The 23,220-nt window shown below is 48.0% G+C and carries 18 protein-coding genes, 1 pseudogene and 1 other annotated feature; of the genes and pseudogenes, 4 read left to right on the top strand and 15 right to left on the bottom strand.

Features of this window, described 5'->3' with window-relative positions; all coding sequences use genetic code 11:
* Window positions 1–18: 18 nt before the first annotated feature.
* The 11 genes and pseudogenes from MKY48_RS24895 to MKY48_RS24945 all read right to left on the bottom strand — a co-directional run bounded on the left by MKY48_RS24895 (window position 19) and on the right by MKY48_RS24945 (window position 14,371).
* The gene (locus MKY48_RS24895) at window positions 19–1,056 is read right to left on the bottom strand and encodes a LacI family DNA-binding transcriptional regulator (protein ID WP_339267043.1); all 1,038 of its coding nucleotides are present in this window, start codon (window positions 1,054–1,056) and stop codon (window positions 19–21) included.
* A 221-nt stretch (window positions 1,057–1,277) separates the two neighbouring features.
* Entirely contained in the window at window positions 1,278–2,462 is a 1,185-nt protein-coding gene (locus MKY48_RS24900) for an MFS transporter (RefSeq protein ID WP_339267045.1), read from the bottom strand.
* 148 nt (window positions 2,463–2,610) lie between these two features.
* Window positions 2,611–2,913, bottom strand: coding sequence for a metalloregulator ArsR/SmtB family transcription factor (locus tag MKY48_RS24905; RefSeq protein WP_339267047.1), 303 nt, complete (start codon window positions 2,911–2,913; stop codon window positions 2,611–2,613).
* A gap of 45 nt (window positions 2,914–2,958) precedes the next feature.
* A complete protein-coding gene (locus tag MKY48_RS24910; RefSeq protein WP_339267049.1) occupies window positions 2,959–4,170 on the bottom strand; it encodes a glucuronate isomerase in 1,212 nt (403 codons plus the stop codon).
* A 29-nt stretch (window positions 4,171–4,199) separates the two neighbouring features.
* The gene (locus MKY48_RS24915; RefSeq protein ID WP_339267051.1) at window positions 4,200–5,771 is read right to left on the bottom strand and encodes an extracellular solute-binding protein; all 1,572 of its coding nucleotides are present in this window, start codon (window positions 5,769–5,771) and stop codon (window positions 4,200–4,202) included.
* Between the two features lie 226 nt (window positions 5,772–5,997).
* A pseudogene (locus tag MKY48_RS24920) lies at window positions 5,998–6,186 on the bottom strand (alpha/beta hydrolase); the annotation flags it as partial.
* A 231-nt stretch (window positions 6,187–6,417) separates the two neighbouring features.
* A complete protein-coding gene (locus MKY48_RS24925) occupies window positions 6,418–7,578 on the bottom strand; it encodes an MFS transporter (RefSeq protein ID WP_339291441.1) in 1,161 nt (386 codons plus the stop codon).
* 489 nt (window positions 7,579–8,067) lie between these two features.
* Complete coding sequence (locus MKY48_RS24930; RefSeq protein WP_339267055.1) at window positions 8,068–9,630, bottom strand: 2-isopropylmalate synthase; 1,563 nt, start codon at window positions 9,628–9,630, stop codon at window positions 8,068–8,070.
* 112 nt (window positions 9,631–9,742) lie between these two features.
* Window positions 9,743–9,973, bottom strand: a binding site (T-box leader).
* An 81-nt stretch (window positions 9,974–10,054) separates the two neighbouring features.
* Window positions 10,055–11,125 (bottom strand): bifunctional 3-deoxy-7-phosphoheptulonate synthase/chorismate mutase, encoded by a 1,071-nt coding sequence (locus tag MKY48_RS24935; protein WP_053492057.1) that lies wholly within the window; start codon window positions 11,123–11,125, stop codon window positions 10,055–10,057.
* Between the two features lie 426 nt (window positions 11,126–11,551).
* Window positions 11,552–12,757, bottom strand: coding sequence for a DUF418 domain-containing protein (locus MKY48_RS24940; RefSeq protein ID WP_339291444.1), 1,206 nt, complete (start codon window positions 12,755–12,757; stop codon window positions 11,552–11,554).
* A gap of 498 nt (window positions 12,758–13,255) precedes the next feature.
* Window positions 13,256–14,371: an IS110 family transposase gene (locus MKY48_RS24945; RefSeq protein WP_339267677.1), complete on the bottom strand. Its 1,116-nt coding sequence runs from the start codon at window positions 14,369–14,371 to the stop codon at window positions 13,256–13,258.
* A 347-nt stretch (window positions 14,372–14,718) separates the two neighbouring features.
* Between MKY48_RS24945 and MKY48_RS24950 the strand changes: the two genes are divergently transcribed.
* A complete protein-coding gene (locus MKY48_RS24950; RefSeq protein ID WP_339267059.1) occupies window positions 14,719–15,408 on the top strand; it encodes a response regulator transcription factor in 690 nt (229 codons plus the stop codon).
* The gene (locus MKY48_RS24955; protein ID WP_339291447.1) at window positions 15,405–16,862 is read left to right on the top strand and encodes a HAMP domain-containing sensor histidine kinase; all 1,458 of its coding nucleotides are present in this window, start codon (window positions 15,405–15,407) and stop codon (window positions 16,860–16,862) included. The genes MKY48_RS24950 and MKY48_RS24955 overlap by 4 nt, the downstream gene beginning before the upstream one ends.
* A 62-nt stretch (window positions 16,863–16,924) precedes the next feature.
* On the opposite strand, the gene MKY48_RS24960 is transcribed toward MKY48_RS24955, so the two are convergent.
* The gene (locus tag MKY48_RS24960; protein WP_339291448.1) at window positions 16,925–17,881 is read right to left on the bottom strand and encodes an HD domain-containing protein; all 957 of its coding nucleotides are present in this window, start codon (window positions 17,879–17,881) and stop codon (window positions 16,925–16,927) included.
* Between the two features lie 226 nt (window positions 17,882–18,107).
* Window positions 18,108–19,028, bottom strand: a complete 921-nt coding sequence (locus MKY48_RS24965; protein ID WP_339291450.1) for an aldo/keto reductase — start codon at window positions 19,026–19,028, stop codon at window positions 18,108–18,110.
* A 215-nt stretch (window positions 19,029–19,243) separates the two neighbouring features.
* On the opposite strand from MKY48_RS24965, the gene mgtE reads away from it, so the two are divergent.
* A complete protein-coding gene (mgtE, locus tag MKY48_RS24970) occupies window positions 19,244–20,599 on the top strand; it encodes a magnesium transporter (RefSeq protein ID WP_076324188.1) in 1,356 nt (451 codons plus the stop codon).
* A 98-nt stretch (window positions 20,600–20,697) separates the two neighbouring features.
* On the opposite strand, the gene MKY48_RS24975 is transcribed toward mgtE, so the two are convergent.
* Both MKY48_RS24975 and MKY48_RS24980 read right to left on the bottom strand, forming a co-directional pair.
* The gene (locus MKY48_RS24975; protein ID WP_339293555.1) at window positions 20,698–21,093 is read right to left on the bottom strand and encodes a YmaF family protein; all 396 of its coding nucleotides are present in this window, start codon (window positions 21,091–21,093) and stop codon (window positions 20,698–20,700) included.
* 21 nt (window positions 21,094–21,114) lie between these two features.
* Window positions 21,115–21,876, bottom strand: coding sequence for a DUF2935 domain-containing protein (locus MKY48_RS24980; protein WP_339293556.1), 762 nt, complete (start codon window positions 21,874–21,876; stop codon window positions 21,115–21,117).
* 435 nt (window positions 21,877–22,311) lie between these two features.
* Here MKY48_RS24980 and MKY48_RS24985 point away from each other — a divergent pair, with 435 nt between their 5' ends.
* Window positions 22,312–22,974: a CatB-related O-acetyltransferase gene (locus MKY48_RS24985; RefSeq protein ID WP_339291452.1), complete on the top strand. Its 663-nt coding sequence runs from the start codon at window positions 22,312–22,314 to the stop codon at window positions 22,972–22,974.
* Window positions 22,975–23,220 lie beyond the last annotated feature (246 nt).

Here is a 23,220-nt window from a genome sequence, read left to right on the forward strand (position 1 = left end):
ATATTGAGTCAGTTGTTTTCACTCTCTTGTGAAACTAGAGGACTCCCGAACAATCAATGAGCATGGCAGTAATATTTTGGTTGCCACCTTGAAATGTCCGTCCAAATAATCCACGATGGATTTGGCAGCCACCCTGCCGATCTCATATTTGGGCACGGAAACCGAGGTTAACGGAGGCGTTGTATATTGGGCTACATCAATGTTATCCATCCCCACGATTGCGATATCTTCCGGTATGCGACCTTGATTCTCGACAACGGCACGCATGGCTGGAATGGCAAGCATGTCGCTGGCACAAAAAACAGCCGTTGGCCATAACTCTTTGGGAAGCCCTCCCAATAGCTCGGACATCTTGCTGAAGCTCCGATCCACATTCCATCCCGTATTCATCAGCCACTCCTCGCGCACTTCCAGGTTGGCTTCCAGCATAGCGAATTTATATCCGACATACCGTTCTTCGCTCTCCATCTGCTTGGAATACGCAGGCCCCCCGATATAAGCGATTCGCGTGTGCCCCTGGTCAATCAGGTGGCGTACGGCTGCCCTCGCTGATAAAATCCGGTCACAGTCTACAACGGGCACGGTCAGCCGCTCATCATTCAAACTCACTCCCATGATGACAACCCCGGCCTGCTGTATCAGTTCAAACAGCTCCTTGTCGTACCAGCTGACGGCTACAATCCCCTGGGCTCCTGTCTCCCTAAGCATAAGGCTTATTTTGTCCGCATCGCCGATTTCCTCGCATGTACGAACGATCGCCGGAGGCTGTCCGAGTTCCTCCATTTTTTTATGGAAACCGGCTAGAACCGTTGAGAAATACGGGTGGTCGTCCATCAGGTTTTGGGGCACGACACAGACAACCCGCTTATCGGCCATGCCGTTATCATGTACACTTTTGGATGGCTCAGGTAGTCTATATCCAAGATCAAGCGCAGCTTGCCTGATTTTCTGCTTGGTATCCTCGCTGACCGGACGGCTTGCATCATTGCTGATGGCCCGCGAAACCGTAGATATGGATACCCCGACCCGTTCGGCGATATCTTTAAGCTTAGCCAATCGCATCTCCTCCTTCGCAAAATTTGGAACCAAATTTTCCGCCATCCATTGATCATAGCATAAACTTTCTCATTTTGGGGCGTCAAATTGATGTCCATCTCATTGCTGAAAGGAAAGGTGATGTCTTGCCGATTCTTTGCGGATTCTTTCGTTTCCGGCAGTATGAAAATGCTGCATATCAGGCGCCGTTACAGCATAGCTGTCACCAGCGGTTACTCACATTAAGCTTCCAATGGCACGCGCTCGGTGCTCTCCCGCTTTCCTAATCGGAAAAGTACAAACGACACTCCCACGGCTATAGCAACGCCCCCGGCACCGATCCAGGTGATGGACGATAAGGACCATTGCTCCACGGCAACTCCTCCGATGCCTGCGCCCGCAGCCATGGCGAGCTGCATCACGGACTGGTTCAGGCCTAGCATAACCCCGGATGAATTCGGCTCCAGCTGGACGAGGTTATACTGCTGCGTCGGACCCGAAGACCAGGCGGATAACGACCATATCACAAGAATCGCAAACACGAAGATGACAGATACGGCTGCTTGGGTAAAGGTCAGAACGATTAGCGCGAGAATATGCAGAAGCATGCCACCGGTTAATGTAAGCGGCACTCCCCATCGATCCGTACTGAATCCGCCGAACTTGGAGCCGATAAGGCTGGCAATGCCAAAGGCAAACAGTGCTGCACTAATCAGACCTTCGTTCAGGCCGCTGACTTGAAGAAGGTAAGGAGACAGGTACGTATAGGCAATGGAGTACCCGCCTAGCCAGAAGAACGTGATCGCCAAACCGAGTGCGACTTTAGTCTTTTTGAGCAGCGCAAATTGCTGAAGCAGCGGCACGGGAGCATCTCCTTTTGTTTTTGGAATCGCCTTATGCAGCACGATCATGGAAACAACCCCTAGAATGGCAATGAAACCAAATACGGATTTCCATCCAAAAACAGCAGCTACGACACGACCGAGGGGGACGCCAATGATCAGGGAAGCTGTGAAGCCCATGACAACCGTAGCGATTGAACTCGCCTGTTTACCCGGCGGTGCGATTTTGGCGGCTATCCCGAGCGCCGTTACAACTACCATCCCTGCCCCCATCGCCATAATAACGCGCGCAATCACAAACGGAATATACCCCGGAAGGGCAAATGACAATAGATTCGCGATCACAAAAATACCCAATGAATAAACCAACAGCTTCCGTCTCTCCACTCTAGCGGTCAGCGCCATAAGAATAGGGGTCAAGATCGCATATACCAAAGAGAAAATCGTGATCAGCTGGCCAGCAGCGGTTATCGTAATTCCTAACGAATCCGCAATTTTATCCAAAACCCCCGATATAATATACTCTGATGTTCCCACTAAAAAACTAACGATAGCCAAAAAATAAATCTTCCATGCACCTGTCATAATTGCTAATTCCACCTTTACCTCAAATTTATATATTGTGAATTGTCGATATGTTAAACCAATAAAAAGACATATCGCAATATATAGATATATGGTACGGAGCAAGACTGAATATTCCTTATTTCTTAAGGAATATTCAGTACCTGCGTTATATCTCCTGCTTCAAATACTCTCCGATTTCTTGGATAACTTCTTCATCCCGCTTATAATACGTGAATTTTCCAAGCCGCTCCGTCTTGATCAAACCTGCCCGATGCAGAATCGATAAATATTGCGATGCGGTGGACTGCGTCATATTCAGTTTCTCGGTCACCTGGCTTACGCATACCCCGACTTTCCTCATATCAATCCCTTCGTGGGGTGTAAAATATTGTTCCGGTTCCTTGAGCCACTGCAATATTTCAAGCCGCGATTCATTCGACAACGCTTTAAAAACTTCGATTGGTTTCATATGTATCATTATATCGAGAATTATCGATGTGTCAACCTATTTCCCTCAAATACCTCCCGATCGAATGCCATAGCGTCTCATGGCACTCGCGTAGAACCATCCATTTGCCGTATGCAGCGCCGTCTCCTCGTCGATCCAGTCAGATAGGACCCGCTCCCACAGAAACTCGGCAGCCAGCTTCTTCACAAGCAAAATCTTGCCGTAACTCCATTCCATACAGCGGGCATCGGAGACGATAATCGAGCTCTTGCTTGCCGGGAGTGCCTCCAGACGGTACTGCATGCTGTCCCGGTAGGTGCTTGCCCGGAAGTTGAACCACCACATGCCGCCAACATGAACGTTCGGGAAATTCCAGGCTGCCTGCACCGCATCAAGATTGTTGAGCTCCGATGCAAGCACAAGCTCAAATTTACAACGATACGACTCAAACAAAGCAGTCAGCTTGAGAATCCGCTCTGTATCGTTGGCCGGGAACGCCGTACCGCACCACGACCTCTCTACTCCCAGAAACAGCTGTACGAGCAGGCCGTTCCGCTCCGCAGCACCACATATGACGTGAAGCAGCTCCATCAGAATGTCGTCACGCCCGCTTGCGGGCCCAATCTCCTTACGGATGTGCGAACTCGATTCATACCGCGGCAGCGTTGTCATGATGCCCGGGAGGCCAGCTTCACGAAATCCGCCGAGCAGCAGGTCAATCTCGCCTCTCACATCCAGAAAAGTCCTGGCCGGATCATTAGAATGCACCATGCGGTCAACCCATGGACCCAGCACCCCGTCAATCCGGGGGAGCAATACGGCATCATCCCGCATCCCTTGAAACGTTGCATGTTCCGGATGATTCACGACAAACCGGCGGATGTTCATTCGGTCTGCCGTTTGTTGTGCCCAGCCCTCTTCGGCGGACGCTTGCCGTACGCGAGCCATAGCTTCCTGCACCGAATGTTCATCCTTGATGATGACTCCGTATAATTCACGCATAATGGAGGTAAATACCCAGTTCATCAGCGTGCTTCTCGTTGATTGATAGGCTTTTAGAAAAGCAGCAATTCGCTCCGCCTCCGGCAATTTATCCGCTTCATCCGGGTAGCCACCGGCTTGCAGCTCTCGGTAGAACCAGAAGTAATGGGCGATCTCCCAAAAGTCCCTTGCGCCAAGCCGGTCACCGATAAGATGGGTATGGGTATCGAAGACCGGCAACCCCATGATTTGCTCGAAGAATACAGCTTGTTTGCCGCTCATATCATGCAAGCTCATGTGAACATCTCCTTCTCTTCATGAATCGGTTATTTCCGGTTTTCCGAGATGACAACGCCCTTCCCTTCGTTGTAGCGGTCTGTGGCTTCCTTAATAATCTCAAGGCCACCCTTCTTCTTATATTCCTCAATCACTTTCGGCCAATCCGAGATCGGCTCTCTGCCATAAATCATCTTGATCATATGATCGAGAACCAGCTTCGGCCCCACGTCATCGCCTTGCGGTGCGGTATCCGGATATTTGGAATACGCGTCCAATGCCGGGGAGAAGCGGATCGACCCCAGCCCTTCCTTGAAGACCACCGTATCCATGAACTTGATCATGTCCTGCCCGTCCTCGGTCAACTCTTCCTTTGCCTTGTTGTACACCATATCGTGGACGAACCAGAACATGCTGCGGAAACCGTCTTCATCCATGGCTTCAGGCGTGGATGGAGGCGTAAACTTGATTGCGCCGTTCTCCCGGGTGTAAGTTTCACCTTCAATCCCGAACGAGAAATATGTCTCCGCCTCCGGCGTCAGCATCCAGTCAAAAAACTTGATAATACCGATGGCCTTCTCCTCTGAGACCTTGCTATTAATATAGTAAGACGTATTAATGCTTGAATACAGAAGATGGCCTCCGGTGTTCTCCGGACCGCGCGGCGATGCAATGATATCAACCTTGGCGTCTGGTACGGCATTTTTCAGCTTGCCGCGGAAGCCTGCCAAAAGCTGGGCGTTGGCGGACCACATACCGGATTTACCGCTCTCAATGTTTTTGCCATAGTCACTGGAGGTCAGGGTCGCAAAATCTTTGGGAATCAGACCTTCATCGTACATGGTCTTATAGGTCTCCAGTGCTTTCGTCATATTTTCCACGTCAAAGAACTTGGGAACAACCTCCCCGTTCTGCAGTTCGTACTGGGATGGCAGCACATCAAACGCCCCCAGAATCGTGTCGGCATATTTAAAGTTCTCCCGCATTTGATACGGGAACTCAACGCCTTCCTTCTTCATCTCACGCATTACGTCCAAAAATTCATCCACCGTTTTTGGTGCCGGGAGCCCTGTCTTTTCCAGCAGATCGGTCCGGATATACAGCCCTCTCCGGGACGGGTTGGACAGCCATGCCGGTATTCCATAAATTTTGCCGTCATAGCTTGTCTCCTGCCAGGCTTCCTTCGGCACACTCTTCATCAAATTCGGAGCATGCTCCTTGAGCAAGTCGTCAAGCGGCATAAATACGCCTGCTTCTACGGAACCGGACATCCCCTTGCTTGTAGCCCCTCCCACGTTCTGAACGACATCAGGAATATCATTAGAGGCAAACATTAAAGTCATTTTGCTATCGAAGTCCTTCAGTGGAAGCATCGTCAGTTCAATATCCGTATTGGTCAGCTTCTCAAGCTCCTTCACCCATCTCTCTTCATTTACATCCTTCGAACGCTCGACATGTTTATTTCCGCTGGTTGCCATAGACATCGTGAAGGACAGCTTGCCATCAGCGGCACCGCCCGAAGAACCGGGGGTTCCGCCATCCGCTTCCTTTGCACCGTTACAGCCGACCGCCGTTAAGGCAATTAGCGCGCTCATCAAAACCAAACTCCATCTTCTTCTCATCCATATCGCTTCCTTCCATATTTCTCTCGGATTGTTTACCTTTGCCACTTCTGATAACTGCTCGAATTTCGAGCTGCTCATCTCCTTGTAAACCGGATATCCCTTTCCCCCTTGAGCATCTCACCTCAAAATCTAAAGCGCTCTCATAATAACATCCAACTTCCGGATATTAACATGTACTTTCTTCTGATCGCATGTGTTTTCATATGCTGTCCGTCTTTCATTACTAGATTTTCTTATCGGAATGCTGATGAACAAAAGCAAGTATTCTTGCATTCACCTCTTCCGGAAACTCGCCATTGATGGCATGCGAGGCGCCAGGCCAGTTCTCGATTTGAATATTCCGCACATGGGACTTGCCCATACCTGACTCTATCAGCCTTGCAATTGGATCACTGTCATCCGCCTTGGTTCCGCTGAAATGTGGCTCATCTGAACACGGCCAAATGCCGTCTCGACATCCTTCGTTTCGGAGGGAGAAACTTCATGGCATCTTCATAAGCAGCCTCGAACTCTGCCTTTCCCTTCTCTGAGAGGTAACGCCCTTGGAGGAATTTATGGCGGGGATGACTCAGCAGTTCAGCTGAAAATTAGAAACCACCAGCTCCCGTTATAAACGTAGCTGGTGGTTTCAGGTAATTCATCCTTAATTGGATGACAGAGGCTGTGTCTTTCCTCCGCCCCACACGGCTGGCAGCAGGGACAGCAGACCGAGAAGAGCCAAGAACGCACCGACCCATAAAGGAGAGGCCAGACCTAGCCCGGCATCTATGGTCATTCCACCCGTAGATGAGCCGACAACAACCCCCAAGCTGATAACAGAACCATGAACCGTCGTTACAAGTGACCCCGTATCGGCGACCCTTATCACCCGGGTAGCCATCGCCGGGTTCATTGGTACACCCACCAGACCAACAAGCACAACAGCGATCATGGCAACGACCGGGCTGTGAACGAACAGTCCAAATACCATCAAGGCAGCGGCTAAGGTAATCAGCCCTATCGTGAGAATCGGCATCATATAATGATCCGCCAGCCTGCCGGTAACCACATTGCCAAGCACCGTGGCCACGCCGTATACGCCCAGCAGGATTGGAACCGACGAAACACTGAATCCAGCAAGCCCGGTTAAGATTGGCGAGAAATAACTGAATGCGGCAAAGGTTGCGCCTATAATCAGCATGCTTGTAGTATAAGCAGCCCACAGTCGGCGATTCTTAAAGGCAGCCAGCTCTTGCCGGATGCCAGCCTTCTCCGGCTTCGGCAAGGATGGAATCGTAAACAGCCCTACCAGTCCTGAAACAAGCAGCAGGACAACCACGGCCCAGAAGCTGGCACGCCAGCCAAGCAGCTGCTCGATCCACATCGCCAGCGGAACTCCGATCGCGGTAGCAACCATCAATCCGCCGATAACGATAGAGCTTGCGCGTCCCCGCGACTCCGGATCAACAAGGCTGAAGGAGATAGCGAGCGATACACCGAACGCGGCAGCGGAGGAAAGCCCTGTAATGATCCGCGCCGCCATCATGACTTCGTAATTCGGGGCTATGGCGCCTAAAGTCTGTCCCATTAGGAAGATAACGGACACGGTCATGAAGGCTTGTTTGGGCCTCACTTTCAACAGCCCTATCGTCAGCAGCGGCCCTCCTACGATCATCCCGACTGCATATGCGGTAATGAGATACCCGATGGCGGCAATCGAAACGTTGAATTCCGCTGCAAGCGAAGGCATAATGCCAGCCACCATAAATTCGGAGGTGGTCATTGAGAAGATCATTAGGCCTAATACATAAATGGAAAAAGGCAATGGGAACAGCTCCTATCATAATTATTCAATAGTTTTGTAACTTTCGGTACAAAAATAAGCGCAATAAGTCCAACCACACTTTAAACCGCACTATAGCTGGATTACACTTTCACATAAAACCAACTTCTTTACTACTCAGTACAAAAATATTCAAAAAAACATGCCTCTCTAAATTACTACATTTCGTAACGTACCATTTCGTCGTTGCAACAACATGCCCTCCATACGCTTGCGCATGGTGTTGGCTGCTCCTTTCCTAAGGGTTCCAGCTCATTATATATATTTTGTAACGGTCGGTCAATAAATGTTGTTCATTCCACAGAATTGTCCTTTACGACAGCCAAAATACCCCACTTCTACATGAAGATAGGGTGGGGTATTTAGCTCCGCAACAGCTTTACGTTGCCTTAATGACTTGCTCATTAGTGAACGTACCGAGCTTCTTTAGCTTATCAAATCAACCATCAACGATCCCAATGACGGCATTCATTATAATTCTCTCGCCGGCTCTTGCACCAGCGTATCGTGGCTGGTATCAAGCAATACCGCATTAATTCCGTTAAGAAAAGCCAACGCGCTCGCCTTAATAATATCCGTATCCATTGCGCGCCCGGAATAGATTTTGCCCTGATATTCGATTCGAATGTTTACCCGGCCGATGGCTTCTTTTCCTCTGGACAGACTGTTGATTTTGTAATCCTTTAACTGTACGTCCAAACCGACCAACGCCTTCATGGCGCTGTACAGCGCATCAATCGGGCCATCCCCCACCATGCTGTCCCTGAACGTCTCGCTGCCTTTTCTCAGCTTCACGGTTGCCGTCGGATACAGATCATTGGTCACGACCTGGAACGAATCCAGCTCATACAGATGACTGCTGACTTCTTCATGGGTACGATGCTGGGTCACCAGATAAAAAACGTCATGATCATATACTTCCTTCTTAGCATCGGCAAGCTGCAGGAATTTCTCAAACAGCGCTTCAAAATCTTCGCCTTCGCCTGTCTCGAAACCAAGCTTCTCCACCGCATTCTTGAACGCATGTCTTCCGGATCGCGCAGTCAGGATCAGCTCCATGCTGTCAGCGCCAACTTCCTCCGGCGACATAATTTCGTAAACCTGTTTATCCTTAAGCAATCCATCCTGATGGATGCCGGAAGAGTGCGCGAAGGCATTCTCACCCGTAATTGCCTTATTCACCTGAACATCCAGGCCCGTCAAATGCGTCAGCAGCCTGGAGGTTCTAATCAACTCCTTGAGCCGGATATTGGTGGAGGCCTTAAAATGATTCTCCCGGACTTTGAGTCCCATGACCACTTCTTCAAGCGACGTATTGCCTGCGCGCTCCCCTAAACCATTGATCGTGCATTCTACTTTTTCGGCGCCGTTTCTTACTGCGCTGAGCGTATTGGCCGTAGCAAGCCCGAGATCGTTATGGCAGTGAACGCTGAGGATAACCTGATCGTTCAGATTCTTCAGGCGCTCGTTGATTTTGCGGATCAATTCGCCGAATTCGTCCGGAACGGCATAACCGACCGTATCCGGAACGTTAATCATCGTGGCACCGGCCTTTACCACGGCCTCGATCGTTGTCCACAGATATTCGAAGTCGGACCTGGATGCGTCCTCGGTCGAATACTGTACATGAGGCAGCAGCGTTTTGGCGTACTTCACCGCATCAACACCCATCTGAAGCACCGCATCCTTGGAGCGGTTGAATTTCTTCTCCACATGAATATTCGAGGTGCCGAGCACGATATGAATCAGCGGATTTTGCGCGAGCTTAATGCTTTCATATACGGCGTCGATATCGCCCTTCACCGCACGTGCAAGTGCGGTAATGGAGACGCTATCGCCTACGGTTCGGGCGATTTCCTGAACCGCTTGGAAATCCCCTGCCGAAGACGCGGGAAAACCCGCCTCGATAATATCGACATTCAGCCGCTTTAGCTGCTGTGCAAACTCGATCTTTTGCTGTACGTTCAGTTTGGCGCCCGGAACCTGCTCTCCGTCGCGCAAGGTTGTGTCCAATACGATAATGTTGCGTTCCATTTGATATTCCTCCTCGATAATCGATCGTTCATTTTCCTTCATTTTCCTTCATTTATATCAAGCGGGGTTGGTTAAACCCGGAATTTAACCAACAAAAAACCCCGCCTCTACATATAGAGGCGGGGTTGAACCCGCGGTACCACTCTAATTCATTTTTATGCAAAATGATCTTCTTCGATGGCCATCACCATCTATCCCTATAACGGTGGAACTCCGGCTAACCCTACATGATCAGGCAGCTGTTCATAGACGAGTTCAAAGGGAACGACATTACCGTTTCACACCTGCCAACGGCTCTCTGAAAAGTCATTACGCTTTTACTATTTCTAATCAAAACATTTAGATATGAATTTTGATAACTATCTTAAGGAAAGAGGAGGGTTTTGTCAACCCTTTATCTTCCAAAGGCAAAAGAACGCATGGGTTACAGCAATCCGGACTTCTTCACATTCGCCAGGAAATCATGGAATTCCGGAATATTCAGCTGCTGCGCTGCATCGGACAACGCCGTAGCCGGATCGGGATGAACTTCAACCATCACACCGTCTGCACCTGCAGCAAGAGCCGCTCTGGCACAAGGGGCCAGGATGTCCTTACGGCCTGTGGAATGGGTCACGTCCACCAGTACTGGAAGATGTGTTTCTTGTTTCAGAATCGGTACCGCCGAGATGTCCAAGGTGTTTCTCGTCGCCTTCTCATACGTCCGTATGCCGCGTTCAATCAGCATCACCTGCGTATTGCCGCGGGATACAATGTATTCCGCAGCGTGCACGAACTCATCGATCGTAGCCGCGAGACCGCGTTTCAACAGCACCGGCGTCTGAACATCCCCTGCTGCTTTTAACAGCTCAAAGTTCTGCATGTTCCGCGCACCGATCTGAATGACGTCAATGTATTCGCACGCAAGCTCGATATGCGCAGGATCCACGATTTCGCTGATCGTCTTCAGTCCGAACTCGGACGCCACTTCCTTCAGAATTTTCAGGCCTTCAATACCCAAGCCCTGAAAATCGTAAGGCGATGTTCTTGGTTTGAACGCACCGCCGCGCATAACAGTCATGCCCGCTTCCTTAAGGGCAGCTGCAACCTGGCGTACTTGCTCATAACTCTCAACCGAGCATGGTCCTGCGATCATTACTGGCGTGCCTCCACCAATGATGGTGCTACCCAGTTGAATCAGTGTATCCTCTTGCTTCTTCTTCCGGCTCACCAGTAAATGTTTCTTGTGATCGACTTGCTGCAGCTTCAAGGATGCCTGGAAAATCTGTTTAAATAAATGACGCACCGTTTCATTATCGAAAGGACCTTGGTTATGCTCAACCAGAGTATCCAACATTTTTTTCTCACGTACCGGGTCAAAGTCAGGAACTCCCTGCTTTTGCTTCTCCTGACCGATCTCCTGGGCGATCCGTGCCCGTTCCGACAACAGCTCCAGCAGCTGAAGATTAACGGCATCAAGCTCCGATCTTAATTGTTCCAAACGTCCTTGACTCATCTGAAATCTCTCCCTCACCTATTTTTCTAGTTTATAAAAACAAAAAGACCCCCCGCCCGGAAAGGGACGAGGAGTCGTGGTACCACCCTTATTAGATATGCCGAAAGAAGCAAACACATCTCACTTGAACCTCTTAACGCAAGGGTTACGGGTAAACCTACCATCCGCACAGAACATGCAGATTATCAGCATACCAGCTCCGGAATGAACTTCAGCGGAGAACCTTCGCCCGGGCGCTCTCAGTCGGTGGCAGCCCTTTCCTGTCAGGAACGTTCTTTCGCTTACTCTTTCCATCATCGCTTGTTTTAACATATCGTGTTCGTTAATTAAGAAGCATTGTAATACACCCCGGATTGAAATTGCAAGAGTTTTATTTAAAGCTTGGGTGCTTTGATGCAGTGAAGTTTTATATAAGCGGGCTTCATGTCAGAGACGAACATTCACCTTCTGCCCCTGCTTTACCGGATTTCCCCAATACGTAAACAGGCGCCAGATGTATTCGAATGGTCCTATCGGGAGCCGCTTCAACCAGACTCTGCTGAAGATCGCTTGCAGAGCAAAAATGACGACAACCATCACCATCTGCCAGATCGGTTCGATCGTTCCGTACCACCCCAATCCATAGCTGTAAAAGATCAATCCGCACAGGATCGATTGGAGCAAATAGTTGGTGAAGGCCATTTTTCCGGGATAAGAAAATAAATTCAATACCTTCTGCCATGATGTATTCTGGTATAAAAGTGCAAACGCGCCGATATAGCCCAGGGTCAAGAGTGGTGCACCAACGAATAAGGCTACCGCCTCGCCCCAGGATGGAAGTCCATCCGCTAGCGACATCACGAGTTGAAGGACAAGACCCAGGCTACCGCCAATGACGACCAATTTGATGATCCCCTTCCGGTTCTTCTGGACCTCATGCAAAATACGGCGCTTGCAGAAGTAGGCACCCATCAGGAACATCCCTAATACTTGCGGGTAGAAGACCACCATATTCAAAATGGAGCCGATGTAATCATTCAGTCGCTGAGCGATGATCTGAGTCATCGTCCCTTCTCCGTATATGGCTGCATCCCGCTCTTGGAAATAGATCCCCATCTGATGTGCATCCGCCTGGCTCAACGGCTCAAAAACCTGTCCGGCCGAGGAGCTCAGCAGACTTGCTCCCGTCAGCAGGACGGGAACGAGCAGCAGCAGGGACAGTGACCAGATCAGCAGCGTTCTCGGCTTGCAGCGCTGAAACAGCATCAGCAGAAAACCCATGAGTGCATAGTGGGTCAGAATGTCTCCGTACCAAATCAGGATGCCATGGATCAGACCGATCAGAAGCAAAGCCGTCAACCTGCGAGTATAGATGCGGTTAAAGCTTCGGCCTTTGGCCTGACTGCTCTCCTGTAACAACACCATGCCAAAACCAAACAGGAAAGAGAAAATCAAAATAAATTTGCCGTCAATAACAATTCCGCGCAGCAGCATCAGGATCTCATTGTACCAGCCTGACCATAATTCGACCCCGAAGGAAATGGTTTGTAGCGATGTTGTAAAAAACGTAATGTTCACTAAAAAGATGCCTAATAGTGCAAATCCTCTCAAGCTATCGATGAGCTGTATTCTTGGCTGTGGATTCGTTGCCATCATCGTACCTCCTTATCATTGTGCCTTCAGGTTAAGGTACAATCATAAAGAAAGGATAAAGAAACTCATATTGATTTGTAAGTATACAGTAGCTTAAGCATCACTGCGCATGCGGATCATTCTTCCGATCGCTGATATGAACGAGAACTGTCAAATAGCAGTTTGTAACTCCCTTGTTTTTCCCAATCCCCCTTTATACAAGAGAGGGTGTAAAAACTGAACTAGAAGGCAAAAGCTATCAACGGTGAGCAGTCTGATATCCGCGGGTTTTGTATACCGCATGTTTTCTCTCCGTCTGCAGAGAGTGCACCACGAACTGTTGTCGTGCGTCGTTTCCTTTGGAGGGATGGCACATAGCGATGGACGTGGATTCTCTCTTACGGCTTTTCCCTTTGCCTTCTAACTCAGTTTTTCATCTTCCACCTGTTTTTTTGGGGAACGGGATCACCTTGAATCAACCATTCTCACAATACGACTAGATTCCAATAGGAATGGTGATCACCTATTTATCCTTTTCTCTTCAAGTTCTCGGGCAATCGACCAAATAAATCCACTTAGTTCACGCGCCACGGCCACAACTGCTTTGCCACTAGGCTTACCCTTTGACAGCATTTTCGTGTATTTTCGATGTAGTCGATGCTGTGCCTTCCAGGATATGGCCTGAATTTCAGGAGATTTTCCTTGTTGACGTTTCTTTAACTCTCCTTGTAGCGCAGGTTTATAGCGGTAACTCCAAGCGGATTCGACCAATAAACGACGAAGGTGGGTATTCCCCGATTTCGTAATGTTTCCCTGCCATCGGCTTTGGCCACTTGAGTATTCCCTCGGCACCAAACCTGTGTACCCCATGAAAGCCTTCGCATTACCAAACCGGGTAAATGAACACACTTCCGCTACGATTCCTGTTGCTGTCGTTTCAGCTACTCCACGTAAGGTTTGAAGGGCTTGTATTAAGGGGGCGTGGTGCCCTTCCGTGGCTTCTTCGTGAATGGCTGCTTCCAAACGCTTCAGACGTTCTTCATTTTCATCCATCTGATGCAGCATTTCCTGCAGAACCAAACGTTGAGAAGCGGACTCGAATGGAATACGTCCTAACCATAACCGGTATTTAGCCGTCCAGCGGCGAAGTGGCTCTTTAGGTGCAATCTGATGACGAAGGAGAAACTTCCCGATCCGCTGCCGGATTCGAGCTCGATCTTCCTTAACATCTTCACGCATTCGTACCAAATCACGAAGCGCTTCTTCCTCTGGAGTAGGTACATGCACACGTGTTAATTCACCTGCTCGAAGTAATTGTGCCAGACGCATCGAATCCCTACGATCCGTTTTTACCCGTTCTCCTGGACGACTAGGCATAAGTGATGGGGCGATAACAATGCAGTCATATCCATGTGCAGTTAGCAAACGAACTAAAGGATATCCTGTTGGACCTGCCTCGTAACAAACGCTTAATTCATTGGGTTGGCCTAACTTCCTCAATACTTTCAAGATGTGATACTCGGTATGAGGAATCGTGCCCAAATACCGAGCGCCTTCTCTTCCTGGATCAGCTACAGATACAGCAATATTTTCCTTCGACACGTCTAAGCCTACGTATTTTATGGTATCCTTCATAGTACAGACTCTCCTTTGCAATTTAGCTCTGATTTTGGTTTTGGTTTAGCTTCTACTACACCATTATTCCCAAAATTAACCTAAGATGTTGCAATTACGGGGAGTCTGTCTCGTTCATGATAACTGTTGCCCCCAGATTTTCTATTTATCCATGAAAGAATGGTTGAAATCCGGGGGCAAAGGCGACCGCTATCGCTTCTCCAGAACGATTCCGCCTGCTCCGTTGAAGTAGAGGCATATATAAACTTCAAGTAACAGGACTTTCTTTATTCATTCTTTAGAAATGACGTGTACACTAACCAGATAACCCCCTTGTTAATAGCTACTTTTCGGAGGATGTAATAAATATGGCAAACGAAACGATCCTATTGGTGGATGATGAAGAAGAAATCATCGCTTTTATACAAGACGCTCTGGAGATTGAAGGCTATCACGTACTGACTGCCGGAAGTGGACGGGAGGCGCTAATCCAGAGCGAGCAGCAGCCGTCCCTGATCATCCTCGATGTGATGATGCCCGAGATGAACGGCATTGAGGTCTGCGAGCAGCTTAGGGAAAGGACGCAGTGTCCCATTGTGTTCTTGAGTGCTTGCCAAAATGAAATGGACCGGATTCGAGGGCTCGCTGCTGGCGGGGACGATTATCTGCTCAAGCCCTTTAGCCTCGCGGAATTGAAAGCCAGAATCCATGCTCATCTGCGGCGAGAAAAGAGAATCCACGCGCAAAAAGATCAAGGCGTCCTGCGATTCCAATCCCTGATGATTGATTGCAAGGGACATGCCGTTACCTGCAGCGGGCACAACATCGCTCTTACGAATAAGGAGTATCAGATCGTAGAACTGCTGGCGATGCATCAGGGGCAGGTCTTTTCCAGAGAACAGATTTACGAGAAGTTATGGGGGTTTGACGCTGAGGGTGACGACGCTACCATTACCGAGCATATCAAGAAAATCCGGGCCAAGCTGGCCGCCCATGCCAAGGAAGGCAGCTATATTCAAACCGTATGGGGCATCGGCTACAAGTGGGATCCCAAATGATGAAACAGCGTTCCATCAAAAACACGTTCGCCCGCCATTTCGTCTCCATTCTGGCCTGCAGCTTGCTGGCTACGCTTGTAACCTGGGGACTGCTCGTCATGCTGCTTGGGTACTTGTTCAACCATGACATCGTGCTCCCGGCAAATCATTACGAAGCTCAGATCCCTGTTATTTCGGAGTACGCGGTAGACCGGGGCGATTCTGTCATGAGCACGCAAGGACAAGCCGAACTTGAAAAGGTGATCCCCTCGCAGGGCATGTCCTACCTGGTTGTATCCCTTACCGGCGAACCCTTATATGGTGATCTTACTCTAAAAGAATCGCTTAGCCGGCAAAAGATACTGGCACGCTTGAACCAGACGCGCAGCAGCATGAATCAAGTCGTTAAATACATTCCGGTTGTCTCCAGTGACGGAGATCTTGCAGGAGCTCTTCTGCTTGGATATAACCTGAAGGTGACGGCAGCCAATCCGGCGTTGAATCCCGTGATAACCTTTGGCTCCCTGGCCTTTATTCTGACGCCTTTTCTGTATATCATCTTGTTCACTCTGATATTCGGAAGACGATTCAGCCGCAAAATCAGCACTCCGCTGCAGCAGCTTCTCCAAGGAGCCGAACAGATTAAGGAGCGAAATTTACACTTTTCCATGACGGGGACATCATCCATAACGGAAGTTAATCAGCTTACGAATGCTTTTGAGGACATGCGTCAGGAGCTGGAGCAATCCACCCGGCGGGAATGGAGATTGGAGCAGGATCGAAGCACCATGTTTGCGGCTCTCGCTCACGACCTTCGGACACCGCTTACGATTATTCAAGGACATGTTGAGGGCTTGGAGCAGATGAATGGGAAGTCTTATGGAGCTAAACAATCGCAATATCTGCAAGTCATCAAACGCAACACCACACGTGCTTCGAAACTCCTTCAGGATATGAACACCATCGCAGAAATTGAAAAGGTATCTTTTCGGCTCCAGCCACTTCCCGTGGATATTGAAGAATTAGCGGATGATAAAACCATGGAATATGCCGCTTTATGCAGCAATAAGAACATAACATTCCATACGGAGATCAACGATAATCGAATGAACAAGAAGCCCGTCATCCTGGATCCCTATCGCATCATGCAGGTTCTGGATAATCTCGTTTCGAACAGCATTCGATATACCCCAGAAGCCGGACAGATTCTATGGCGGATCGAAATCACCGAGCAGGAGGTGATGATGGCTGTGACGGATAATGGAGCAGGCTTTGGGCAGCAGCAAGATCTGCAGCAGGTATTTAAGCAGTTTTATCAAGGGAATCATCCTTCCTCCAGACAAAAAGGGCATTCCGGTCTGGGGCTGTATATCGCCAAACTTCTCATTAAGCATCATGGAGGGCTTATTTCTGCCGAGAACACCCCGCCTCGCGGGGCAACGGTGCGCTTTACCATACCGACCCAAACATCATAACTTCTCCAAGCATCATAAAGAGGCATCCTACACGATCCTATGGATCGGGGATGCCTCAATTGTTATACCTTTAACCGATAAATCGCCTTATTATCGAGTCCGCGGATCATCGGTGTCCACGGCTCCGTTTCAAGCGTCGTATCCAGGGCATCCTCTACCATCTGCAGCTTGGCATCCAGCAGGTCGATATGGTGCAGCGCAACGGCTTCAGCTGTTTGCGGCTGAACCGGGCTCCCCCACTCTCCCAGGTTATGATGGGACAGTACGAGATGCTGCAATCCCAGTACCACTTCGGATTCTAACGCGATGTCGTTCTGAATGGCCGCTTCCACGATCCAGTTGGATGCCAGGGCGATATGTCCGATCAGTTTACCCTGGTTGCTGTAGTCCGTAACGATGCCCATCTGTGCGATCATCTCTTCCGGCTTTGCGATATCATGAAGGATAATGCCGGCCTTGATCAAGTCCGGATTCAGAAACGGCCGCTGCTTGCAGATGAAATCGCCAATCTCCAGCATGCGGACAATATGATAGGCAAGTCCGGCAAAGTAAGCATGATGATAGGTTTTGGCAGCCGGATAGTGCATCAGCTTCTCTTCCACCTTTGACACACAATACTGCACGATGCTTCGTACCTGCGGCTCTGCAATCTCATTCATCGTAAGTTTGATTGTATGTAACAGATCCACGGGACGGATTGGCGCAGCCCTCACAAAATCGGTCAAGGAAACGCCATCCTCATCCGTTGCCTTACGGATTCGGCTGATTTTGACTTGAAGCTGATCCCTGTAGCTCAGCACGGTTCCCCGGATTTTGACTAATTGCATCGGCAGGAACGTTTCTTTATCCTGAATGGTCACATCCCAGTACTTGGCCGAAATCTGGCCGCTCGCATCCGAGAGAATAATATCAAAATAATCTTTCGGCGGCGTGCCATTGGTCTGTCTCATATTTAATTCTTTCAGCAAGTAAAATCCAACAAAATCATCTTGAACGCTAAGTTTATTAATCGGTTTCATCTGGTTCCTCCCACGATCTTCATTCCATAAAACTACTCTATCATATTTATAACCTATTACTAAATACGATTCCCAATTCGTTCATAATTCTTGATCTGAAAGATTACAATCTAACGAAAAAAACCACTTAGCAAAGTGGCTTTTTACGATTTTCATATTATTTATGTCTAGATTCAAAGCCGCAGCTCATAAGATCAGCTAAAATAATAAATGAAATCCAAGCGTTTTATTCCCTCCACGCACCTGGATGGTCGTCCTGGACCAAATCCAGCTCCACGGCTCTTGCGTTCATCTGCACCTGCTCGACGCTCTTGCAGCCTGGAATAACACAGCTGACAGCAGGATGCTTCAAGCACCAGGCCAACGCCCACTCGGCCATATTCACGCCCTCCGGCACTTCGTTCTGCTTAATCTCTTCCACAAGCTTCAGCTTGGCATTAATCTCGTCATGGTCACGGTTCTTGCGCACATTATCGCTGAAGACCGTCCCCGGCTTATACTTTCCGCTTAAGTACCCGCTCGCTAGCGGAACTCGCGCCAATACGCCAAGATCCTGCTTCATGCATGAAGGAAGAACCTCTTCCTCCGGAGCTTGGTCCAGACGGTTATACACGACCTGAATGGCTTTGGCATTAACCTCCGCGGCCTTGTCGGTTTGATAGATATTTTTGTTGCTACCAATGGAAATGCCCAGATTACGGATGGTTCCCGCCTGAACCTGCTTGTCCAGCATCGTCCACATATCATCATTGTTGAACACTTCATCCGAGCCGGAATGGAATTGATACAGGTCGATGTAATCGGTACGAAGCGCTTTAAGTGATTCCTCCAGTTGAATTCGGATTTGCTTCGCATCCCAAGCGTGCTCCCATTGCTCATGCCATCGATGACCAAACTTCGAGGCAATGACCCAATCCTCGCGGCGGTCGCGCGACAAGAAATCGCCGATGAAATTCTCGGACATATGATGAGGCCCATAACATTCGGCTGTATCGAGCAGATTAATGCCAAGTTCCTTCGCATGCGTTAAGATGGCATCGACTTCCTTTTGATTGAAATCCTTCCCCCAATCACCGCCAAACTGCCAGGTTCCCACACCGACTACCGATACTTTCAGATCCGTTTTCCCGAGACGTCTGTACTTCATATACTCACCCCTACTCGTAGATTTGTGCGCCTATATCTTATTTGAAATTGCAACCGTTTGCAAATCTTGCTGCAGACTCTTTTTTTTCGTCCATAAACCTTATTTTCATTCACTTGCCGCATCCTGACTGTTTAATAACAAGTCGTTATGGTGAACCCTATAATACGTAAACATTTTGCTATAATAGAACGGAATCAGAAAGGAGGATTGCAGGCGTGAATACTCGGACACTGGAGCAATGGATACCGGATATTATCGAGAGTCTGAAAGCAAAAACACCAAATGACTTTCAGCGAATGATCGATGAATTTCTGCCTTATGACCTGGCCAGAATACATAGCCATCTCAGCGATACAGACCAAACCCGCTTTCTGCAATTTCTGAACGAGGAACAGCTGGCCGATATGATTCAGGAAATGGAGCACGACCAGCAAATCGAGGTTTTGGGCAAGCTGGGCAAAGAAAAAACAGCCATCATCCTGGACTTGATGGATAACGACGACCTCGCCATTCTGCTTGACGAGCTGTCACCCGAGCAGAAAGACGAATTCCTCAAGGGAATGCGGGACGAGGAATCCCAATTTGTCCAGAACCTGATGAAATACCCGCCGGAAACTGCGGGCCGAATCATGACGAACCGTTATGTGTGGATTCCCCAGCATTACACCGTATCGGAAGTAGTCCAGAAGCTGAAAACCTACGTCTCCATTTCGGAAACGATCAACTATCTGTACGTCATTGACCAAGACAAAAAGCTGATGGGCGTGGTGTCCTACCGTGGACTCATTTTGGCCGAGCCGGATGAATATATGGTAGATATCATGCACAGCCGGGTTCTGTCCGTACCTGTGGATGCCGATCAGGAGGAAGTCGCCCAGATTATCCAAAAATACGATCTCGTCGCCATCCCCGTCGTTGAACAGGATAACAGGCTTGTAGGCATCATTACGGTTGACGATATTCTCGACGTCGTCATCAAGGAAGCCGACGAGGACATTCGGAAAATGAATGCCACTGGGGGCAAATCCATCGACTTCAACACCAAAGCAACCGTTGCCGCCTTTCGAAGATTGCCATGGCTAATCTTGCTCTTATTCATCGGTCTGATCTCCGGAACGATCATTTCCCGATTTGAAGAGACGCTGGCTCAGGTTGTGGCGCTAGCCTTCTTCATGCCCATGATTGCAGGAATGACCGGCAACACTGGCACGCAGTCCCTTGCTGTTATTGTGCGAGGCCTGACCACGAAAGAAATGACGAAATCGCTGGTGTACCGGCTATTAGCGAGAGAGCTGAAGGTCGGATTGATGATTGGGGTCACATGCGGCATTCTGATATCCTTGATCGCATATTTCTGGCAGGGCAATCTCTATCTGGGGTTTGTGGTCGGAAGCTCGTTGATTGCAACACTCATCGTGGGAACCATGGCAGGTACCATCATCCCCCTCATTCTGTTCAAATTCAAGATCGATCCGGCCGTAGCCTCAGGACCGTTAATTACAACCATTAACGATATCCTATCGCTTGTCATCTACTTTGGTATCGCCACCCTGTTTCTTTCTTACATTTAGCTGGTATTTACGAATATATTCCTTTACTTTAAAAAGACTTCCGGTTAGCAAGCCGGAAGTCTTTTTTTGGACTCTGCCAAGCAAGGATCTCCATTGGCTCAAGAACCTGCTTGTTCATTACCCGTGTTTCCACTATATCGATGAGCATGTGGAATCCTGCCATCTACTGTGGTATAGCCTTCAAAATAATGATAGTGCCCGCCGCCTGCCAAGGGAATGGCGGGGCCAGTTGTTCCTCTAATCATGTGCTTGTGTTGGTCATTAAATGATGTTTGGGCATGATAATTATGGAAGTGTGGAACGCCACTTGGAGCTGGTTCAGTTACACCCACGTAATGGTGGAAATGTCCAACATCAAAGGATGTATCTCCTTTAAAGGGATGAACATGAACATTAACGGGTCTTCCATCCCAAGATGTAAGAAAGAGTTGATGCGAGTGTTCCGAATCGGAGTCATTGGAATGAACAATAAAACCGGTTATTGGTATTTCCATCAAATAATAAACCTCCTTTTCTTAATGCATGATTTCTTTCTTGTTAACCTTCATGCCAGACAACGACCGATCGAACATGTCAAGGATAAATAAGAATCGTTCAGCCTCACGAAAAACGTGATCTGCTAATAAGGGATGAATGATGCTTTTGATTCGACATTCCTCAATCAAGTCGCGGGCAGTCTTCTTAAAATCTCGCAATGATTTGACTGAAACGCGGTTTTCATCAACAAATTGACTTAGTAATGGATGGGTTTGCGATTGTGGACGCATGGAACTTAAGTCAATGGCTTGAAACATCAACGTATCAAAATCTTGGCTAAACTCCCTTGCTTGTTCCACTAATTTTCGCTCGGATGGATCAAGCAGATGACCGATAAATTTTGCATGGTCAGCCATGATTTTTAGGAAAAAGACATTTTCATCGATAATCGCATCAGGTAATGGTTCAAGTCTCCCACTATTGAGTTCCTCTAACCGATTTCTAAAGTAATTTGCTTCTCGGCTAACATGATCTACAAGCAGCGGGAAATTTGTTCCTCCAGGAAGCTGGCACCGCAGTATAAGCCCAAGTACCTTTCTCTTAAACGCCCAAATGTGTGCAGCCGCATTGTGAACTTCTGAATTAAACTGTCGAATCGTTTGCGGATCCGTATCTGCACGATATGAATGTGATCTTCTTTCAATCTCTTCAAAGATTGCATGAAATTGATTAGCCTCATTAATTAACTGCGTGTCTTCACATCTAAATCCTAGCCGCAGAAAAAAGGAATGTTCTTTCATAATGCGTGACCAAAAACGTATTTCGTCTAATGATCGAACTACAAAAGGATCCGACAAACCATATCCCACCCTTCCGCACACTTAAAGACAACCATCTTTATTGACTTGATAGCAAAGTATATGGTGAAGGCATGTTTCAATATGCTGTCGAAAAATAAAAAATCAAGATCCATTAGATTTAAATTAAAAAGCCTCTCTGGCAAGTTGCCATCTGAGACAAGAAAATGAGCAGGCGTAATGAATGAGCAAAAAATTCACTGTATATTCAAACTGCGTGTTTGACGAAAAGATAATACGTTTGTTACAATCTCACCAACAAACAGGAAAAGGATGAGGACGATGGTTCGTCGTTTGAAAAGGTTTAAGAATGTAGCTATTGCACTAAGCTTCTGAGTAAATCATGATTTATTCTACTTAGAAGCGAGGAGAAAAAGAATGAAACAACATTCGTTTGAACACTGGTCCGAAATTAAGTATTTAAAGGATATTGTCACCAACCCCATGATTCAAGTAGGGGAATACTCTTACTATTCTGGTTATTACGATCATCATGATTTTGAAGATGGCTGCGTTAGATACCTATGGGGAGATGAAAAATCCAGAAGGTTGTTTAACCCCATCGAAGACCATGGTTGGCATATAGATAAATTGATTATTGGAAACTACGTATGCATTGCAAGTGGTGTAGTTATTTTAATGGGTGGAAATCACAATCATCATCCTGAATGGATAACCGTATATCCGTTTGTGGAGCAGATTGAAACTTCTTACCTACCAAAAGGCGATACAGTCATCGAAAGTGATGCCTGGATTGGAATGAATGCCATGATTATGCCAGGTGTGACCATAGGCGAAGGCGCCATTGTAGCGGCTGGTTCGGTAGTTGCAAAAGATGTCCCACCATATACTATCGTAGGCGGTAACCCTGCTAAAGAGATAAGGAAACGCTTTGCGGAAGAAGAAATTGAAAAGTTAAAGGAAATGCGATGGTTTGATTGGAAGCGCGAGAAAATTGAACGGGTCAGTCATATCTTGTCCAGTTCTTCCGTTGATCAATTATATGACTTTTATCAAAAAGAAATAAAACCATACGTTTAATTTCAGATCTTCTCATAGAAAAAACTAATAGTTTAAAAAGCAATAGTCCCTTCTTGGAATTCAAGAAGGGACTATTTTTTCTGAGCCCGATCCTCAAAGTTTTGTTTATCATTCAAAACTCTTTTGTCATCCTGTTCAAAGAAACCCATAGCTTCGTATCCCCTTAGATTTATGTGGTTGGCATTGCTTAAACATTACCAAAAAGTAACTAGGTCACTTCAAAGTGCGTACTTCTCAATCCGAACC

It is taken from the genome of Paenibacillus sp. FSL W8-0187 (genome assembly GCF_037969755.1).
Classification (GTDB): Bacteria; Bacillota; Bacilli; order Paenibacillales; family Paenibacillaceae; genus Paenibacillus_AQ.

Excerpts from the sequence above, each read along its gene's own strand:
- MKY48_RS24965 (WP_339291450.1), bottom strand. The coding sequence starts at position 19,028 with ATGAAGTACAGACGTCTCGGGAAAACGGATCTGAAAGTATCGGTAGTC.
- MKY48_RS24930 (WP_339267055.1), bottom strand. The coding sequence starts at position 9,630 with ATGGAACGCAACATTATCGTATTGGACACAACCTTGCGCGACGGAGAG.
- MKY48_RS24955 (WP_339291447.1), top strand. The coding sequence starts at position 15,405 with ATGATGAAACAGCGTTCCATCAAAAACACGTTCGCCCGCCATTTCGTC.
- MKY48_RS24935 (WP_053492057.1), bottom strand. The coding sequence starts at position 11,125 with ATGAGTCAAGGACGTTTGGAACAATTAAGATCGGAGCTTGATGCCGTT.
- MKY48_RS24975 (WP_339293555.1), bottom strand. The coding sequence starts at position 21,093 with ATGGAAATACCAATAACCGGTTTTATTGTTCATTCCAATGACTCCGAT.
- MKY48_RS24980 (WP_339293556.1), bottom strand. The coding sequence starts at position 21,876 with ATGAAAGAACATTCCTTTTTTCTGCGGCTAGGATTTAGATGTGAAGAC.
- MKY48_RS24950 (WP_339267059.1), top strand. The coding sequence starts at position 14,719 with ATGGCAAACGAAACGATCCTATTGGTGGATGATGAAGAAGAAATCATC.
- MKY48_RS24960 (WP_339291448.1), bottom strand. The coding sequence starts at position 17,881 with ATGAAACCGATTAATAAACTTAGCGTTCAAGATGATTTTGTTGGATTT.
- MKY48_RS24905 (WP_339267047.1), bottom strand. The coding sequence starts at position 2,913 with ATGAAACCAATCGAAGTTTTTAAAGCGTTGTCGAATGAATCGCGGCTT.
- MKY48_RS24915 (WP_339267051.1), bottom strand. The coding sequence starts at position 5,771 with ATGAGAAGAAGATGGAGTTTGGTTTTGATGAGCGCGCTAATTGCCTTA.
- MKY48_RS24985 (WP_339291452.1), top strand. The coding sequence starts at position 22,312 with ATGAAACAACATTCGTTTGAACACTGGTCCGAAATTAAGTATTTAAAG.
- MKY48_RS24945 (WP_339267677.1), bottom strand. The coding sequence starts at position 14,371 with ATGAAGGATACCATAAAATACGTAGGCTTAGACGTGTCGAAGGAAAAT.
- MKY48_RS24910 (WP_339267049.1), bottom strand. The coding sequence starts at position 4,170 with ATGAGCTTGCATGATATGAGCGGCAAACAAGCTGTATTCTTCGAGCAA.
- MKY48_RS24900 (WP_339267045.1), bottom strand. The coding sequence starts at position 2,462 with ATGACAGGTGCATGGAAGATTTATTTTTTGGCTATCGTTAGTTTTTTA.
- MKY48_RS24940 (WP_339291444.1), bottom strand. The coding sequence starts at position 12,757 with ATGGCAACGAATCCACAGCCAAGAATACAGCTCATCGATAGCTTGAGA.